Source organism: Mesorhizobium sp. LNHC232B00, assembly GCF_000502435.1.
In the GTDB taxonomy this organism is placed as follows: Bacteria; Pseudomonadota; Alphaproteobacteria; order Rhizobiales; family Rhizobiaceae; genus Mesorhizobium; species Mesorhizobium opportunistum.
Genome location: NZ_AYWP01000062.1, coordinates 1 through 15,066, shown reverse-complemented (window position 1 = coordinate 15,066; position 15,066 = coordinate 1). Strand labels below are relative to the sequence as shown.

Sequence of the window (15,066 nt, the reverse complement as noted above, 5' to 3'; positions counted from 1 at the left end):
AAAACCCTTTCGGGCCAAAAGTGTTACCCATGTCTCCGGTATAAACCGTAACCTATGTGTCCGGAACGGACCGGCACTCAATGGCGGAGGGAGTGGGATTCGAACCCACGGTGAACTTGCGCCCACGCCGGTTTTCAAGACCGGTGCCTTAAACCGCTCGGCCATCCCTCCGTCGTGATTTTTCAATCACTTGGATAATGCGCTTCCGACGGGTTTTCGCCTGCTGGTACCGGATTGGCACCGAAGGCATTCCCGACCGGTCGCTGTCCATTCCTGTAAAGCTGCATTGAGGGCCGCGTCAACCACCGCTGCGGTGCCTTCCTGCTGTACCGGCAGTTGGTGCGCATAAATGTTCAGCGCGACCGGAATGTTCAACGTGAACGACGGTTCGCGTGTCCGGCGCGGTCTTACACGGCTGAACAGCGGGCAAGGCAGGGCAAGGCCGAGAGATATGGTGGGCTTCCACATCGAATAAAGTGTTCCGGAACTATTTTAGCACATGCTGATCGAAACGCGGTTCTTGTGAAAGTTCTGTACATGCGTGTGACGTTCGTCGTGGCAGCGAGATGACCGATCCCAATCAACCCCAGAAAGAGCGCCGCTTTCATGCTCGGCAGACCGTTCTGAAGGAAGGGACGATAGTCACCGAGAGTTCGACCATAAAATGCTCGATCAGAAACCAGCATGCTCACGGCGCGGAGCTGAGGGTCGACCCGAGCGCCATTGTTCCCGAACGCTTCATCCTCCTGGTGCCGGCGGACGATGCCCGATACCGTGCAGCGCTCCGATGGAGACGAAACGACCGCCTGGGCGTGCAAATCTATTGAACCGTCCCTTGCGGGTGCCATGGTCAGGCTCGCGACAGCTTACCCAGCTACAATAGGCGCCTCACAAGCGGAGGTATCCATGGTCTCGGCGATTGGAAGTCAGCATCGGCAAACACCGGAAACCCTACTGAAACCCGCAAAGACAGAAACTGGCGAAGGATTTGCGCCGGGCAAAAGCGCAGATAGCGTAGGACATCGCGCCAAGGCCATGGTCGCCGAAACAGGCGATACTGATCCTGGGGCCCAGGGGCGCGCCGCATCGACAATCGCCAGAATGGATATCACCGTTTTGACGCCCCCGAGCGAAGAGCCGCCTGGCGAAGAGCCGCCTTTGGAGTAGGCCATCGGCTCGATCAACGATATCGGTTTTACCACGTCAGGCAGTAAGGCGTGCCGCAACGGCATCGTTGTTCAGTCCGCCCAGAGCATCATGCCCCATGCGGTCACCCTTTTCCCGGCCAAATAATCGGGCCTTACGCGATCTGAAGCCGGTCGACAGATCCCGTGCCTGACAGTGCGATCAACCGTGCAGCGGCAAACGCGGCCAAAATCACGAAAATAGCCGTCATGTTCAGGAAGGCAGACGACGCAAAAATGCTTGCGCTCTGCTCATAACAGCTTGCGAATTCCATGACGTCTTACCCCTCTGGACCCATTGCATCATGATCCTGCTTCAGACGAAATTCAAGCAGATGCTAAAATACGCCGAGGCGGTCCGAGGCACAGCAAGGGAAGGCCACAATCTTGCCCGGTCCGGCCACAATCGGTTAATACCGTGATAAACAATTCCTGTGCACAAAGGATCGGGGTTTCAAGGCGTCGTTGGTGTTGTCGAGTGAGTGCTTTGGCTCCTCCGATATTCGAATGACGGCGTTTTGAGTGAGACTGTAGGGGATTTCAGGAAAAATGCAGGCTACGACGCATCAGCGTCTTCGTCGCGCTTCAACGCTCACGCTGCTTGCCGCGTCGGCCGCCTTGCTTGCGGCTTGCGCGTCGCAGCCTGAGCCGAAGGGGATGGTCAATCCCAGGCATCGCTCCAAGGAATATTTCGCCGAAACCGAATATGGCGTGAAGGCAAGCCCCCGTGCTGCCTTCATGCGGCGCGGCGGCGGTCGCGACCAGCTCGGCAAGCCCTACCAGGTGCGCGGCAAGTGGTACTATCCCAAGGAAGACAAGCGTTACGCCAAGGTCGGCCTGGCTTCGTGGTATGGCGACGCCTTTCATGGTCGGCTGACCGCCAATGGCGAAGTCTACGACATGACCCATCTGACCGCGGCGCATCCGACCATGCCGCTGCCGAGCTACGCCCGTGTCACCAACATCGAAACCGGCAGCTCCGTCATCGTGCGCGTCAATGACCGGGGGCCGTATCACGAGGGGCGCATCATCGATGTCTCGGAACGCGCGGCGCAGATGCTCGACTACGCCAAGGTCGGCACCGCGAAGGTGAAGGTCGAATATGTCGGTCGTGCGCCGCTCGATGGCGACGACGACCAGTACCTGATGGCATCCTACCATCCAGGCAACAGGATACCGGATCCGTCGGACGGCTTGCCAACCGGTGTCATGGTGGCCATGAACGGACCGTCGCCGAGCCTGCCGGTGGGTGTCGCCGCCGCACCGTTCCCGGGCCAGTTGACGAATTCCGGAGAGGCGTTCGCGGCGCAGCCTGCCTTGTCGGCGCAAGCGACCGCTTTCGGCGACGTGGTGCTGCCCGACTTCGGACCGATCGTGCCCGAGCGACCGGAGATCAGCCTGCCGCCGCAATCGCCGTTTGCCGTGGCTTCGCTGTCCTATGCGAATGAACGCGTGCAGCGTGCCGATGTCTTCGCCGCGCTGGACGACAGCGGCATGTCGCCGGCCGACATCCTGCGGTCATGGAAGAAGTCCAATCCGCAGGCGTCACCGTCCAGTTCCGATTATGTCGCCGCCGGCACCTTCGACGATGCCGCTGAAGCCAAACGCGTGGCGACGGCACTTCAGCCCTTTGGCCGAACGGAGATCCAGCGTACCGATCTCGACGGCAATGACTGGTATGCGGTCAATCTCTATCCGAATGGCCATGGCGGCCTGGACGAGATGCTGCAGGCGGCATGGTCGCATGGCGCGCCCGATGCGCTGGCCGTTCGCAACTGATTTCGAGAGCCGGTTTTCCGCTGAACAGTTGATCCGCCACAGTTGATCCGTCTTGGAAAAAGCCCCATAGTTTCACGGGCTTGCCGGGAGGGACCGGCCAACGGGTCGAATTTCATGCAGTTTCGCTTGCTTCAGCCTTTTGCCGGGTTCCTTCTTCTCGGCCTCGTGCTTTCTCCGGCCCACGCACAGCTTTTCGAGACCAAGGCCGCACAGGCCTTCATGATCGATGCCGACACCGGCACGGTTTTGTTCTCGAAGGATGCCGACAAGCCGATCCAGCCGGCCTCGATGGCCAAGCTGATGACGATGGAAGTGGTTTTCAACGCCATCAAATCCGGACGCCTCAAGCTCGACGACACCTTCGTGGTGAGCGAGAACGCCTGGCGCAAGGGCGGCGCCCCGTCGGGGACATCGACGATGTTTGCCAAGCTCAAATCGTCCATCCGCCTGGAGGATTTGATCCAGGGTGTGACCGTGCAGGCCGCCAATGACGGCTGCATCATCATCGCCGAAGGCATGGCCGGGTCCGAGGACAATTTTGCCGCGCAGATGACCGAACGCGCCCGCCAGATCGGCCTCAAGACATCGACTTTCGTCAATTCGACCGGCCTGCCGGCCGATGGCCAGCAGACAAGCGTGCGCGAACTGACGCAGCTCGCCCTGCATCTGTGGCGCGATTACCCGGATTTCTATCGCTACTACAGCCTGAAGGATTTCACCTGGAACAAGATCTCGCAGAGGAACCGCAACCCGTTGCTGGCGATGGATATCGGCGCCGATGGCCTGGCCGTTGGCGCGAGCGAGGCGTCGGGCTTCGGCATCGTGGGCTCGGTCAGCCACAACGGCACGCGGGTGATCGCGGCGCTGAGCGGGCTGGCCAACGACAAGGAACGCGCCGAAGAGGCGCGCAAGCTGCTCGACTGGGGCGTTCGCTCCTTCGAGAAAACCGAAATCTTCGCCAAGGACGAGGTGGTCGGCGAGGCCCAGGTTTTCGGCGGGGCGAAATCCGGCGTGACGCTGAAGGCAAAAGGGCCGATCGCCATCTTCCTGCCGATCACCAACCGCGACAAGCTGACGGCCAGGATCGTCTATAACGGCCCGGTCGCCGCACCCGTGGAGGAAGGCCAGCCGGTCGGCGCGCTGCGCGTCTGGATCGGCGACACGCTGAGCCAGGAGACACCGCTTTTCGCCGCCGAGTCGATCAGCGTCGGCACGTTGCCGCAGCGCGCGCTTGATGCGGTCAAGGAACTGGCGATCGGCTGGCTGCGATAACGCCGACAGCATGGACGTTTCCCCGAACGCGGACTATCTAGAGCGCAACAATCCACTCCAACATGGACAAAGGCCTTTCGATTGGCGCGCGGATTTTTCATTACCTTCGAAGGCGGCGAGGGCGCAGGCAAGTCGACGCAGATCGAGCGGCTGGCGAGAAAGATGCGCGCCAAGAAGTATGATGTGCTGCTGACGCGCGAACCTGGCGGTTCGCCGGGCGCCGAAGCGGTCAGGCATGTCCTGCTTTCAGGCGCGGCGGAACCCTTCGGACCGAAGATGGAAGCGCTGCTCTTCGCCGCCGCGCGTTCGGACCATGTCGAGCAGGTCATCCGGCCGGCGGTCGAGCGTGGTTCCATCGTGCTTTGCGACCGCTTCCTGGATTCCTCACGCGTCTACCAGGGGGTTACCGGCGGCATCGACCCGGCGTTCATGGCGGCGCTGGAGCAGGTCGCCATCAACGGCATGATGCCCGACATGACGCTGATCTTCGACATCGATCCGGCAGAGGGTCTCAGGCGCGCGACGCTGCGGCGCGGCAGCGATGACGGCGCCGACCGCTTCGAAAAGGAGACGCTGGCCATCCACCAGGCCCGCCGTGCGGCCTTTCTGGCGATCGCCGCGGCCGAGCCGGAGCGCTGCATCGTCGTCGATGCGTCCGCCAAGCCCGACACGGTGGAGGACGTCGTCACCGCCGCCGTGTTCGCGGCGCTGGAGGCGAGGGCGCCCACGCGCAACAGGCAGGCCGCACCGGTATGATCTTCGAACGCATCGCCCCGGAACAGCACGACACGCTGGACGGCGTGCCTGAACCGTCTGAAACGCCTCGTCTGGTCGGGCACCGGCAGGTCGCGGACATGCTCGCCGCCGCCTATCGCTCGGGAAAGCTGCCGCATGCGCTGATCTTCGCCGGGCCGGTCGGCATCGGCAAGGCGACGCTGGCCTTCCATCTCGCGCATCATTTGCTGAAGCACCCGGCATTCGGGCAGGCGCCGGAAAGCCTTGCCGTTCCCGATCCGGCCTCGCCGCTGTTTCGCCAGATCGCTACCGGGGCGCACCCGGGCGTGCTGCATCTGACCCGTCCGCTGAACGACAAGACCAAAAGCTTCAAGACCGTCGTCACCGTCGACGAGATCCGCAAGGTCAGCCGCTTCCTGTCACTGACCTCGCATGACGGCAGCTACCGGGTCGTCATCGTCGACCCGGCCGACGACATGAACGCCAATGCCGCCAATGCTTTGCTGAAGAACCTTGAGGAGCCGCCGGCACGAACGCTGTTCGTTCTCATCGTCCACGCGCCAGGCAGCCTGCTGCCGACGATCCGCTCGCGCTGTCAGGTGGTGCGCCTGACGCCGCTCGATGCCGACGAGTTGCTGGCCGTGTTGGAAACCGCCGAGCCGCCACCGCCAGACGATCCGGCCGCGCGGGCGGCGCTGGTCGAACGGGCAGGGGGCAGCGCCCGCAACGCCATCCTTCTCACGCAGTATGGCGGGCTGGAGATCGCCCGGACCCTCGATGGGCTGGTGGCGGCAGGAAAGAGCGATATCGGCGGCGCCTATCGCCTTGCCGAGGCCGTCGCCGGACGCGACCAGGCGATCCAGTTCGACATCTTCAATCGCCGTGCGCTTGATTTGTTGTCGGACGCGGCAAGCCAGGCCGCCCTGGCCGGTGACCTCACGCGGGCCAAAAACCTGTCGGACACTTGGCATGAGGCGCTGGACGCTATATCTGAGACCGACACCTACAATCTCGACAAGAAGCAGCACGCCTTGACCATGATCGACCGCCTGAACTCTGCGATGCGAATGTGACGGTGCCACCGGGATGGCAATCGCCATTCCGATGCGATATCCACCGCCACAGCTTCCATTCAGACATTCATGACGGTTCATTCATGTCACGCGACACATTCTACATCACGACCGCGATTTCCTATCCGAACGGCAAGCCGCATATCGGCCATGCCTACGAACTGATCGCCACCGACGCGCTGGCGCGCTTCCAGCGCCTCGACGGCAAGCAGGTCTTCTTCCTGACGGGCACCGACGAGCACGGCATCAAGATGCTGCAGACGGCCAAGCGCGAAGGCATTTCGGCGCGCGAACTGGCCGACCGCAATTCGGCCGATTTCAAGCGCATGGCGGCCGCCCTCAACGCCTCCAACGACGATTTCATCCGCACCACGGAAGAACGGCACTACGCCTCCTCGCAGGCGATCTGGAAGGCGATGGACGCCAATGGCGACATCTACAAAGGGGGCTATGCCGGCTGGTATTCGGTGCGCGACGAAGCCTATTACGGCGAGGAGGAGACGGAGGTTCGTCCCGACAATGTCCGCTACGGACCGCAGGGAACGCCGGTCGAATGGGTCGAGGAAGAGAGCTATTTCTTCCGGCTGTCAGCCTATCAGGACAAGCTGATCGCGCTTTATGAAAGCCAGCCCGACTTCATCGGCCCGGCCGAGCGCCGCAACGAAGTGATGAGCTTCGTCAAATCGGGGCTGAAGGACCTGTCGATCTCGCGCACCACCTTCGACTGGGGCGTGCCGGTGCCCGGCGACGAAAAGCACGTGATGTATGTCTGGGTCGACGCGCTGACAAACTACATCACCGGTGTCGGCTATCCCGATGAAAAAGATGAGAAATGGCGGTTCTGGCCAGCCGATGCCCATATCATCGGCAAGGATATCGTGCGCTTCCACGCGGTCTATTGGCCGGCCTTCCTGATGTCGGCGGGCATCCCGCTGCCGAAGCGCGTCTTCGGCCACGGTTTCCTGTTCAACCGCGGCGAGAAGATGTCGAAATCGGTCGGTAACGTCATCGATCCCTTCACCATGGTGGAACACTACGGTCTCGACCAGGTGCGCTACTTCTTCCTGCGCGAAGTGCCGTTCGGCCAGGACGGCAGCTACAGCCATGAAGCCATCGTCAACCGCACCAACGCCGATCTCGCCAACGGGCTCGGCAACCTGGCGCAGCGTTCGCTGTCGATGATCGCCAAGAACTGCGGCGGCGCGGTGCCGAAGCGTGGCGACCTGACGGAGGCCGACAGCGCGATCCTGGATCAGGCGGTGGCGGCCCTTGCCACGGCCCGCAAGGCCATGGCCGGGCAGGCCATTCATCTCGCATTGGCCGCGATCTTCGATGTGGTGGCGGAAGCCGATCGCTACTTCGCCGGACAGGCACCATGGGCGCTGAAAAAGACCGATCCGGAGCGCATGGAAACGGTGCTGTGGACGACCGCCGAAGTGGTCCGGCGCGTGACGGTGCTGTGCCAGCCCTTTGTCCCGGGATCGGCCGCGAAACTGCTCGACCTGCTGGCGGCGCCGGCGGACAAGCGTGATTTCGAGCATGTCCATGCCGACCATGCGCTTGTGTCCGGCACCGCGTTGCCCGTGCCGGAGGGCGTCTTTCCACGCTATGTCGAACAGCCGGGCGTGAACGCCTGATGCTTGTCGACAGCCACTGCCATCTGGATTTTCCGGATTTCGCCGAGGAGCGGGCGGCCATTGTCGCCCGCGCCAAAGCGGCCGGAATCGGCCGCATGGTGACAATCTCGACCCGCGTGAAACGGTTTCAGCAAATCCTTGAAATCGCGGAATCTTTCGACGAGGTCTACTGTTCGGTCGGCACCCATCCGCACAACGCAGCCGAAGAACTCGACGTCACTACCGCCGATCTTGTCCGCCTGTCGGCTCATCCCAAGGTGGTGGCGATCGGCGAGGCCGGGCTCGATTACTTCTACGACAAGGCGCCACGCGATGCGCAGGCGCAAGGATTTCACGCTCACATCGCAGCCGCGCGCGAGACCGGGCTGCCCCTGGTCATCCATTCACGTGATGCGGACGACGACATGGCGGCCATACTCGAAGACGAAACAGGGAAGGGCGCCTTCCCCTTCATCCTGCACTGTTTTTCCTCGGGGCGCCGGCTGGCCGAGGTCGGCGTCGCGCTCGGCGGCTATGTGTCGTTCTCGGGCATCCTCACCTTCAAGAATTCGGTCGAATTGCGCGCCATCGCCGCCAATATCCCGCATGACCGCCTGCTCGTCGAAACCGACGCGCCATATCTGGCGCCGGTGCCGTTTCGCGGCAAGCGCAACGAGCCGGCCTATGTCGCGCAAACCGCCAAGGTGTTGGCTGAAACGATCGGCGTCAGCGAGGCTGAAATCGCCACGTCGACGACCAACAATTTCTTCCGTCTGTTCGGCAAGATGCCGCGACCTGTCGAGCAAAGCGCCTGAACGATGACTGACCTGCTGCGCCTCACCATTCTCGGCTGCGGCTCGTCGCCGGGTACGCCGCGCATCACCGGCGACTGGGGCAATTGCGACCCGGACAATCCAAGGAACCGGCGCATGCGCACCGCCGTCCTGGTCGAACGGATCAAGGCCAATGGCAGCCGCACCACCGTCGTCATCGACACCGGACCGGATTTCCGCCAGCAGATGCTGCTGGCGTCGGTCAGGCGCATCGATGCGGTCGTCTACACGCACCCGCATGCCGATCATATCCACGGCATCGACGATCTGCGCGGCTTCGTCCTCGACCAGCGGCACCGGATCGATGTCCATGCCGACCTGCCGACAATGCTGCGGTTGCGCCAGGCGTTCGGCTATTGCTTCGAGACGCCGCCAGGCAGTTCCTATCCGCCGATCGTCGACGCCCATATCATCGATCACGCAAGGCCTGTCGTGATCGAAGGCGAGGGGGGCACCCTCACCCTCGAGCCATTGCCGCAGATCCATGGCGACATCATCTCGCTCGGTTTCCGCATCGGCGCGCTCGCCTATTGCCCTGATATCAGCGACTTTCCGGACGCCACCGTCGAGCGGCTGCGCGACCTCGACGTGCTGATCATCGACGCGCTGCAGTACAGGACACACCCGAGCCACCTGTCGCTTGGCCAGGCGCTCGAGTGGATCGAACGGCTGGCGCCCGGACGCTCGGTCCTGACGCATATGCATGTGCCGCTCGACTACGCCACGGTGGCGGCCGAGACGCCCGATGACGTCGAGCCCGCCTACGATGGCATGGTGATCGAAATCCCTTATGAAACAGCGTGATAAGCTCGTTTTCTCATTTAGCCGCTTGCTTCTTCGGTTGGAATATCAGCAGCGTGCCGATCCGCTCATAGCCCACACGATTGTATAGCAGCGCTCCGGCGTGGGTCGCAGCCAGCACCGAGCATGTCGACCCATGGGCCCGGTCGTCGCGCAGCATTTTCGACATCAGCGCCTGGCCGATGCCGCGACGCCGGTGCGAAGGCTCGACATACATGGCCGCGCACCACGTGGCGCCCACGGCGTCCACGCTGCGCACGCGTCCAACGATGTCATCGCCATCGACCGCCACATATTGGCGGAACGGCGCGCCGTCGCCGAGCAATTCGTCCGGGATCGGCCGCCTGCGCACAATCCTTGCCAACTGCGCCGCCCGTTCGGCTGTCCGCACGCGTTCGATCGAGACGACTGCCGGCGGGCCTGGAATCGGTGGGCTTGGAATCGGCGGGCTTGGAATCCGGCGCAATGGCTGGACGAAGAAGCCTTCCGTCCGCAGCAGCCGATAGCCGAGAGCCTTGTACGCGGTTCGCGTCGGCCCATCCGGATCGTCGTTCGCGATCACGACGGACATGGTGAAGCCCGGCCGCGCATGCTGCCGCACGATCGCATGGGCCTCCTGGGCGGCAACGTCATGGACGACCCATTCCTCGCTGCGGTACTCGCGAGGGTTCTTGCGCTCGGCATCGCGCATCAGCCACAATGGCCCGACACGGCTGGCCTCATAAGGAAAGGTGCGGCTTTTGTCGGCGCTGAACCCGTGTACGAACACCTCGATCGCCGAATCCATCTCACGCTTTGCTGCCGTCATACGCACAGCGTAGCGTTCGCCATTCACGCAAGGCAACACGCATCGATTGCCTCAAGCCCGTGAAAATCAGCAGCAACTTCCAACTGCTCGCCAGTACGTCAGTTCCATAATCTATCTTATGCGACTTTTATCCGTAGCAACTCTATCCGGCCTTCGCCGGAAACGTGACGGTGAGATAGTGTTGGATTGCGTCGACCAGACGATCCGAATCGGCGCCCCAGATCAGGTGGTCATCGCCCGGGAGTTCAATAAGCGTGGCTCCAGCGATGCGCTCGGACAGGTAAAGCGCTTCTTCAACCTTGATCCATCGATCCCCCGTCCTTTGGAGGATCAGAGTGGGCACATGGATCGCGTGGAGGATATTGCGGACATCGACTTCTGCGCCCCAGCGCCACAGTGCGATCGCATCGGAAGGAGACGCCGAATTCCTTAGATAGGCTGCGAACCATTGTTGCTCGTGCGTATCGTTCACCAAACTCGGCGCCCCTCTTCCCAAGTCCCAAGGCTCCCCCCACTTGCGCTCGATTGCGGCCAATTCTTCTTCCATTTCCTCTCTGGTCTTTGCCCAAGGATAGTCCGGCGACCACAGTCCTTGAGCGTAGGCACCGTGAAGAATGAGAGCCTCGGTTCGCTCGGGATAGGTCGCCGCAAAGAGCATGCACAAGACGCCGCCTTCGGAACTGCCGAACAAGACCGTCCGTCGCGATCCGATTGCATCGAGTACCGCCCGCACATCGTCCGCCCGCTCTTGCAGCGTTGGAAAGCCCACGTTGCGGTCGGAAAGCCCAGTGCCCCGCTTGTCGATGCGGACCAGCCGACAAAATGACCCAAGCCGCCGCAGCACATGCGTTAGCCGAGGAGATTCCCAGGCATAGTCGAGGTTGGAAACCCAGCCCTGTACGTAGACGAGGTCGAACGGTCCCCCACCGGTTACCTGATAGGCAACGCTAACCCCGCCCGATTTTACATAGTGCGTTTCCGGGCGCAGCGACACCTGGCTATCGACCGGCACAGACCCCTCAGCCCTTGCGCTCGGTGTTGGATTTTGTTTGGACGGCGCGGAACGGCTAGCACGGAGCTTGTCGTAGAGTTCATGCGTCTTCTTCTCCGGTTCCAACTGAAGGTGCTTACGTAGTACCTCGCGGCATTGCGCATATTGCTTCAGTGCCATGTTCGGTCGGCCTTGGCGGGCATAGATTTGCATCAAGGCTCGGTGGATGTCCTCCCTTAGCGGTTCCAAAACCAGCAGGCGCGTCGCCGCTCGCACGCCTGACGCAAGACTGTTCGTTGCGGAATAATGCGCGACGAGCTTCTGCAACACCGCGACTGCGATCGTCCGCAATCGCTCGCGCTCCACTCTTAGCCAGTCTTCGAACGGCTCCTCCTTCAGGTCGAAGCCATCGAGGAGATCGCCACGATAGACAACGAGCGCCTGCTCGAGTTGCTCCGGTGTGTGACCTGCGGCCAACTCCTCGAACCGCGCGACATCGAAATCAAGATCGTCAAGGTTAAGGGTGATGCTGCCGCCGTCGGTCAGGAATTTGCCACCGTCGGCAGAGCCCATGGCCTTTCTGATGACGGACAATGACTGTCGCAGGTTCATCCTGGCCTGGGACTCGGTGTTACCACCCCACAGCAGGGCGGCCAATTTCTCGCGCGACTGGGAATTCCCGGATTGCAGGGCGAGATAAGCCATCATGGCGCGCGCCTTGCGACTGAAAGCCGGGACTGCCGCTGCATCACCGACAAAGTCAAAACCACCTAGCAGACAGAGATGAGGGTGCGCCATCGGATCCGCCACAGCCACAACGTCCCGGTGATCCTTTCCTGTACCTGTCCCTAATTCAACTGTGATTTTGCCGACGTAGTGCTTTTCACGAATCTATCACGCTGGTTCCAACGCGTTTCTCACGGCGCTGGAGGAGATTGTCGGGACAGGCAGTCTTACCCTTGGAGGAGAACGTGCTGCGCCCGAACTCGACTGAATGGCCCATCTGGCATGATGATCCCTGGCAAAATCCGCAGCCGCGCGACGACGCTCTGCCCCTCCGCCACGATATTGCGCTTGCGCGTTATCTTGAGAAACAGCGGGCCTGCCGGGCATCGACACCTTCGGGCTCCACGACAAAGCACTTGATCGAAGGATTGCGCTCTTTAAGCGCTTTCGTCACTCCCACATAAGTACCGCCCGAGCCGATGAAATCCACGAATGGATCGACAACTCCGTGGCTGGCATCCCAAATTTCCGGGCCGGTCTTGTGGTAATGCGCGAGCCAGTTTCCGTCTCGATTGAATTGGTCCGCACGGAACGCGCCACGCTCTACCGAAACATTCTTTGCAATCTGTTCAACGAGTGCCAGGTCGCCGCCCGAGACCTGCCCCGGCACCGATCCCGGCAACTGATCGACCAGGATCACGTCCGCGCCGAGCGCGCGCATCATTCGCGCACGCTCTTGCGAGTTGCCTTTCGACATCCACCGCGACGAATGGGTAGCCCTTGATCGCGCAGACGATGGCAAGCAGTGCCGCACGATCTTTTTTTGAGAAGCTTTTGATGCCCCACGACGTTGGTTCTCCGGCTGGCCGTGCGTTGGTCACGGACGCCCCTGCTCCAGTCTGATCCAATAGCTCAGCGCACGCTTCGCGCCCGGTTCGATCAGCATCAGGCCTGGCTTGTCTACGAATTCGCGGTCGAAATCGGCCGGGCTTGCCATACCGTGCCAGGGCTCGATGCACAGGAATGGCGCGCCGCCTGGCTTGGACCAGATGCCGAGCTCTTCCATTCCCTGCCATGACATTTCGATCGCCGGACCGTGGTCGGCGGCATAACGTACGCTGGCGCTCGCGGGCCGATCGAGGATGACGGCGTCGTCATCGAATAGCCGTTCGGACAGTGCAAGCGTCCTGCCCCTGATGGGCGTCGGCTGCGGCGCTGGGATCAGAAGACCGTCCTTCAGCCGGCGGACCGGCGCCGGCTCGTCTTCGGCAAAGGTCAGACGGTAGTCCGCCTTGGCCAAATCCGGCAGCAGCGGCCAATTGAAAGCCGGATGCGCCCCGATCGAGGCCGGCAGCGGCTCGTCACCAGTGTTGCTGATCTCGAAGGCCACGCCAAGCTGGCGGCTACCCAGCGTGTAGGTCACATCAAGGCGAAAGGCGAAGGGATAGCGGGCGCGGGTGTCGGCATCGTCGGTGAGCACCAGCGTGCAGGATCGGGAACTCCGCTGCGCCCATGCGAACGGCCTGTCGCGCGCGAAGCCGTGCTGCGTCATCGGATAGATGCCGCCGCGATGGCGCAATTGGTCGCCCTTCAGGCGGCCGACGATCGGAAACAGCACCGGTGAATGGCGCCGCCACTCCGGTCCGGCCTGCCACAGGAACTCAAATCCCCGCTCGTCCCGCAGCGAAACCAGTTCAGCGCCCTGCCCGACTATAACAGCCGAGATGCCGTCGCCATGAAGCGTTTGGCTGTCTGCCACATGTCCTCGCACGGTGTTGAAGGCCGTCGGCCAGACTAGCAAAAGCTCCAGGGGACTCAAGCTCCTGGGGCTCAAGATGCAGCCACGTTCTGCAGAAACAGATTGTGGCCGAAGGGTTCCCTTCGGCCACTCGTTCGCATCAAGGGCGATAGTCCTCGCCCTTGCCCATAGCGGACGGTCGTTATTCGCGCTCGCCGGTGAAATTCAGCAACAGCTGGAAGATGTTGATGAAGTTCAGGTAGAGCGAGAAGGCGCCGAAGACGGCGAGCTTCTGGCGCGATTCTCCGTCGAAATTCTCGGAATACTGCTCCTTGATCGTCTGCGTGTCCCAGGCGGTCAGGCCGACGAACACGGCGATGCCGATGACCGAGATGGCGAACTGCAGCGCGGTCGAGCCGAGGAAGATGTTGACGATGCTGGCGATCACCACACCGATCAGGCCCATGATCAGGAAGGACGAGAACTGCGTCAGGTCACGCCTGGTCGTGTAGCCGTAGAGGCTGGTGGCGCCGAACATGGTGGCGGCGATGAAGAAGGTGCGCGCGATGCTGGTGCCGGTGAAGACCAGGAACACGGAGGCCAGCGACAGGCCCATCACCGCGCAGAAGGCCCAGAACATCATCTGCGCGCTTGCCGCCGACATGCTCTGCATCTTGAACGAGAACAGCATCACGAAGGCCAGCGGCGCCAGCATCACCACCCATTTCAGCGGGCTGGAGAAGATCGGCACGTAGAGCGCCGGCGTCGACGACACCATGAAGGCGACGAGGCCGGTAACCACGAGGCCAAGGCCCATATAGTTGTAGACGCGCAGCATATGCTGGCGCAGGCCCTCGTCGAAGGCGGCTCCGGTTTGGGCGCCGGTACCGACGCGATATCCCAGATTGGGCGTATTCATTTGAGTTCTCCTTTGTGGATCGGTCAGTAAAGCGTTCTGGCGAGCATCTCGGCGGCACGGTCTAGGTCGTGGACGTCGCTTTTCGCGACCACCGCGTAGGCGACCTCGCCGATCTGGAAATAGGCCGAGGCAATATCGCCCGAGGGCGCGACGGTCGGCTTGACGACATCGAAGGTTCCCGGCCGGATGGCGAACAGCGACACCAGTCCCATATCGCCGGTATCGACAGCCATCTCGACACTTGGACCGAAGCGCGACGGATAGATCTGCACGTCGCGCACTTTCCAGTCCTTGGGCAGCGACGGCATGACAATGGCGGTCGCGGCGCGGATCTCGCCGGCGTCGTAATTGGGTGCCTCGGGCTGCGAGGGCATGGTTTCGCGCACCAGCGTCGTCCTGTGCGCCCGCACAGCCTCTTCGACATAGGCCGGCGGCTGCGGCGAAGCGACGACCTTGGTCACCGACATCGGGCCGACAGTGCCGTTTGCCAGCCAGCCGGCGGCGACGAAGGCAGCCACCGCCGCCGCGCGCTGCAGCACGCCGAAGATACGCCCCCGGGCAAGCCCCCTCTCCAGCCGCCGCGCCGCGTCG

General features: G+C 62.2%; 15 protein-coding genes and 1 tRNA gene. 8 read left to right on the top strand and 8 right to left on the bottom strand.

The window, feature by feature from the left end; translation table 11 throughout:
- Positions 1-81: 81 nt before the first annotated feature.
- Positions 82-171, bottom strand: a tRNA-Ser gene (locus tag X743_RS138000).
- Positions 172-566: 395 nt separating this feature from the next.
- Here X743_RS138000 and X743_RS138005 point away from each other — a divergent pair.
- The gene (locus X743_RS138005; RefSeq protein ID WP_023769415.1) at positions 567-827 is read left to right on the top strand and encodes a hypothetical protein; all 261 of its coding nucleotides are present in this window, start codon (positions 567-569) and stop codon (positions 825-827) included.
- A 473-nt stretch (positions 828-1,300) separates the two neighbouring features.
- On the opposite strand, the gene X743_RS1000000173135 is transcribed toward X743_RS138005, so the two are convergent.
- Positions 1,301-1,459: a hypothetical protein gene (locus X743_RS1000000173135; protein WP_023769414.1), complete on the bottom strand. Its 159-nt coding sequence runs from the start codon at positions 1,457-1,459 to the stop codon at positions 1,301-1,303.
- Between the two features lie 274 nt (positions 1,460-1,733).
- Between X743_RS1000000173135 and X743_RS138010 the strand changes: the two genes are divergently transcribed.
- The 7 genes from X743_RS138010 (at position 1,734) to X743_RS138040 (ending at position 9,296) form a co-directional block, all read left to right on the top strand.
- Positions 1,734-2,963, top strand: coding sequence for a septal ring lytic transglycosylase RlpA family protein (locus X743_RS138010; RefSeq protein WP_023769413.1), 1,230 nt, complete (start codon positions 1,734-1,736; stop codon positions 2,961-2,963).
- Between the two features lie 114 nt (positions 2,964-3,077).
- Positions 3,078-4,235: a D-alanyl-D-alanine carboxypeptidase family protein gene (locus X743_RS138015; protein ID WP_023769412.1), complete on the top strand. Its 1,158-nt coding sequence runs from the start codon at positions 3,078-3,080 to the stop codon at positions 4,233-4,235.
- A gap of 81 nt (positions 4,236-4,316) precedes the next feature.
- Complete coding sequence (gene tmk, locus X743_RS138020) at positions 4,317-4,991, top strand: dTMP kinase (RefSeq protein WP_023769411.1); 675 nt, start codon at positions 4,317-4,319, stop codon at positions 4,989-4,991.
- Positions 4,988-6,043: a DNA polymerase III subunit delta' gene (locus X743_RS138025; protein WP_023769410.1), complete on the top strand. Its 1,056-nt coding sequence runs from the start codon at positions 4,988-4,990 to the stop codon at positions 6,041-6,043. Before tmk ends, X743_RS138025 begins: the two co-directional genes overlap by 4 nt.
- A gap of 83 nt (positions 6,044-6,126) precedes the next feature.
- Complete coding sequence (metG, locus tag X743_RS138030) at positions 6,127-7,680, top strand: methionine--tRNA ligase (RefSeq protein ID WP_023769409.1); 1,554 nt, start codon at positions 6,127-6,129, stop codon at positions 7,678-7,680.
- A complete protein-coding gene (locus X743_RS138035; protein ID WP_023769408.1) occupies positions 7,680-8,474 on the top strand; it encodes a TatD family hydrolase in 795 nt (264 codons plus the stop codon). Before metG ends, X743_RS138035 begins: the two co-directional genes overlap by 1 nt.
- A gap of 3 nt (positions 8,475-8,477) precedes the next feature.
- Positions 8,478-9,296: an MBL fold metallo-hydrolase gene (locus X743_RS138040; RefSeq protein WP_023769407.1), complete on the top strand. Its 819-nt coding sequence runs from the start codon at positions 8,478-8,480 to the stop codon at positions 9,294-9,296.
- Positions 9,297-9,309: 13 nt separating this feature from the next.
- Here X743_RS138040 and X743_RS138045 read toward each other — a convergent pair whose 3' ends face one another.
- The 6 genes from X743_RS138045 to X743_RS138055 form a co-directional block, all read right to left on the bottom strand.
- A complete protein-coding gene (locus X743_RS138045; protein ID WP_245264361.1) occupies positions 9,310-9,984 on the bottom strand; it encodes a GNAT family N-acetyltransferase in 675 nt (224 codons plus the stop codon).
- Between the two features lie 259 nt (positions 9,985-10,243).
- Entirely contained in the window at positions 10,244-11,800 is a 1,557-nt protein-coding gene (locus tag X743_RS1000000170130) for an alpha/beta fold hydrolase (protein WP_245264360.1), read from the bottom strand.
- Between the two features lie 373 nt (positions 11,801-12,173).
- Positions 12,174-12,542 carry a pyridoxal-phosphate dependent enzyme gene (locus X743_RS01000000169690; protein ID WP_198028530.1) on the bottom strand — a complete coding sequence of 123 codons (369 nt, stop codon included), beginning with the start codon at positions 12,540-12,542 and terminating at the stop codon, positions 12,174-12,176.
- 153 nt (positions 12,543-12,695) lie between these two features.
- Positions 12,696-13,577: an aldose 1-epimerase family protein gene (locus X743_RS00340; protein WP_023769404.1), complete on the bottom strand. Its 882-nt coding sequence runs from the start codon at positions 13,575-13,577 to the stop codon at positions 12,696-12,698.
- A 181-nt stretch (positions 13,578-13,758) separates the two neighbouring features.
- Positions 13,759-14,475 carry a Bax inhibitor-1/YccA family protein gene (locus tag X743_RS138050; RefSeq protein ID WP_023769403.1) on the bottom strand — a complete coding sequence of 239 codons (717 nt, stop codon included), beginning with the start codon at positions 14,473-14,475 and terminating at the stop codon, positions 13,759-13,761.
- Positions 14,476-14,498: 23 nt separating this feature from the next.
- Positions 14,499-15,066: anti-sigma factor (locus X743_RS138055; protein WP_023769402.1), on the bottom strand; the 568-nt coding region annotated here is incomplete at its 5' end.